At 52.0% G+C, this 2,500-nt stretch carries 2 tRNA genes and 2 rRNA genes (1 of these 4 cut by a window edge); all 4 read right to left on the bottom strand.

The features are described from left to right. A 23S ribosomal RNA gene (locus M3P07_RS17665) occupies positions 1–174 on the bottom strand; it reaches 2,654 nt to the left of the window's first position. Between the two features lie 219 nt (positions 175–393). Continuing rightward, positions 394–467, bottom strand: a tRNA-Ala gene (locus M3P07_RS17660). A 122-nt stretch (positions 468–589) separates the two neighbouring features. Then, positions 590–663 (bottom strand) — tRNA-Ile (locus M3P07_RS17655). Between the two features lie 107 nt (positions 664–770). Further along, positions 771–2,296, bottom strand: a 16S ribosomal RNA gene (locus M3P07_RS17650). The 16S and 23S rRNA genes sit together here with 2 tRNA genes alongside, the layout of an rRNA operon. Positions 2,297–2,500: the final 204 nt, after the last annotated feature.

The following is a 2,500-nucleotide window of genomic DNA, read 5'->3' as shown; positions in this document are numbered from 1 at the left end:
CAGCGGGTTCACCTCCTTTCGGATACTATGCCTTCAACATAGTGGGTTGCCCCATTCGGACATCCGCGGATCAACTCTCGTGTGCAGATCCCCGCGGCTTTTCGCAGCTTATCACGTCCTTCATCGTCTCTGAGAGCCTAGGCATCCCCCATACGCCCTTCTCTTGCTTGTCGCACCTGTGCCCTAAAGCACAAATGCCCTCGTAATCCTTATATATTCTATTCTACTTCGTGTTTCTTCTTTGACTTCCACATAACGATATAAAACCGTCATATTTCCGTCCCAATATGTCAATGAACGTTAACCCTGAATTCATTTTCAGGGCCTCTTCAGTGAAGGACCGATGTTCGTCGGTGCCTTACCAAAGAGGTACCCAGTCGAGCTGGGCACAAGTGGAGAATACCGGAGTCGAACCGGTGACCTCCTGCGTGCAAGGCAGGCGCTCTAGCCAGCTGAGCTAATTCCCCATATACTAGTCGTTAGTACATAGTAGTTAGTAGTTAGTCCATAACTACCGCCCAACTTCCAGAATTTCCTATTCAATACTCAATGAACCTTGTACTTCCGGCTCCCGCCTTCGTACCTTCAGTAGTCTCAGGCAGACTCGAACTGCCGACCTCTACATTATCAGTGTAGCGCTCTAACCAGCTGAGCTATGAGACTGTTTGGCCTAAAATCGCCAGTATGTTTGCATATTATAAGACAGCATAAAAGAAAAACAAAGAAACCACCCGATGCCGGACATGGACCGTCCGGTCGTCTTTCTCTAGAAAGGAGGTGTTCCAGCCGCACCTTCCGGTACGGCTACCTTGTTACGACTTAGCCCTAGTTACCGATTTTGCCCTAGGCCGCTCCTTGCGGTGACGGACTTCAGGCACTCCCGGCTTCCATGGCTTGACGGGCGGTGTGTACAAGGCCCGGGAACGTATTCACCGGATCATGGCTGATATCCGATTACTAGCGATTCCAGCTTCACGGGGTCGAGTTGCAGACCCCGATCCGAACTGTGACCGGCTTTATAGATCCGCGCCCCCTTGCGGGGTGGCTTCCCTCTGTACCGGCCATTGTAGCACGTGTGTGGCCCAGGACGTAAGGGCCGTGATGATTTGACGTCGTCCCCACCTTCCTCTCGGTTTGCACCGGCAGTCCCGTTAGAGTCCCCGACTTGAATCGCTGGCAACTAACGGTAGGGGTTGCGCTCGTTATAGGACTTAACCTGACACCTCACGGCACGAGCTGACGACAACCATGCAGCACCTTGTAATGAGTCCGAAGAAAAGGGCGTCTCTGCCCCTGTCCCACTACATTTAAGCCCTGGTAAGGTTCCTCGCGTATCATCGAATTAAACCACATGCTCCACCGCTTGTGCGGGCCCCCGTCAATTCCTTTGAGTTTCATTCTTGCGAACGTACTCCCCAGGTGGGATACTTATCACTTTCGCTTGGCCGCCGAGACCGAGGTCCCGACAGCTAGTATCCATCGTTTACGGCGTGGACTACCGGGGTATCTAATCCCGTTCGCTACCCACGCTTTCGTCCATCAGCGTCAGTACGTTGTTAGTGACCTGCCTTCGCGATCGGTGTTCTATGTGATATCTATGCATTTCACCGCTACACCACATGTTCCGGCCACTCCACAACGACTCAAGACCACCAGTATCAAAGGCAATTCTACGGTTGAGCCGCAGACTTTCACCCCTGACTTAATGGCCCGCCTACGGACCCTTTAAACCCAATGATTCCGGATAACGCTCGGACCCTCCGTATTACCGCGGCTGCTGGCACGGAGTTAGCCGGTCCTTATTCTTACGGTACCGTCAGCTGTCCACACGTGGACAGGTTTCTTCCCGTATAAAAGCAGTTTACAACCCATAGGGCAGTCATCCTGCACGCGGCATGGCTGGATCAGTCTCCCGACCATTGTCCAATATTCCTCACTGCTGCCTCCCGTAGGAGTCTGGTCCGTGTCTCAGTACCAGTGTGGGGGATCCCCCTCTCAGGGCCCCTAACCATCGTAGTTATGGTGAGCCGTTACCCCACCATCTGACTAATGGTACGCATGGCCATCCCTGTCCGATAAATCTTTAATCAGGATATCATGCGATATCCCGATACCATGGGGCATTAATCCAAGTTTCCCTGGGCTATTCCCCTGACAGGGGCAGGTTCCATACGCGTTCCGCACCCGTGCGCCGGTCGCCGGCAGATTAGCAAGCTAATCCCCGCTGCCCCTCGACTTGCATGTGTTAGGCCTGCCGCTAGCGTTCATCCTGAGCCAGGATCAAACTCTTCATTGTAAAAAGTTAAATAATTTCAACTCCCTGAACAATCCAAGTAACTGACATCAAAATGGTTCTTCGTTATTCTCTTTTACGCTGTCTATACAATATGTCAAATGAACTTCCTAATTCCTATCAACGGGACAAAAAAAACGGCCTTCGGCCTAATCAAATCCCCCGCTAAAAACACCCAGCCTTATCAGCTAAGCGGGTGCAAATATA

It is taken from the genome of Flagellimonas myxillae (assembly GCF_023502235.1).
Taxonomy (GTDB): Bacteria; Bacteroidota; Bacteroidia; order Flavobacteriales; family Flavobacteriaceae; genus Flagellimonas; species Flagellimonas myxillae.
This window is presented reverse-complemented; position numbering and strand designations above follow the sequence as displayed.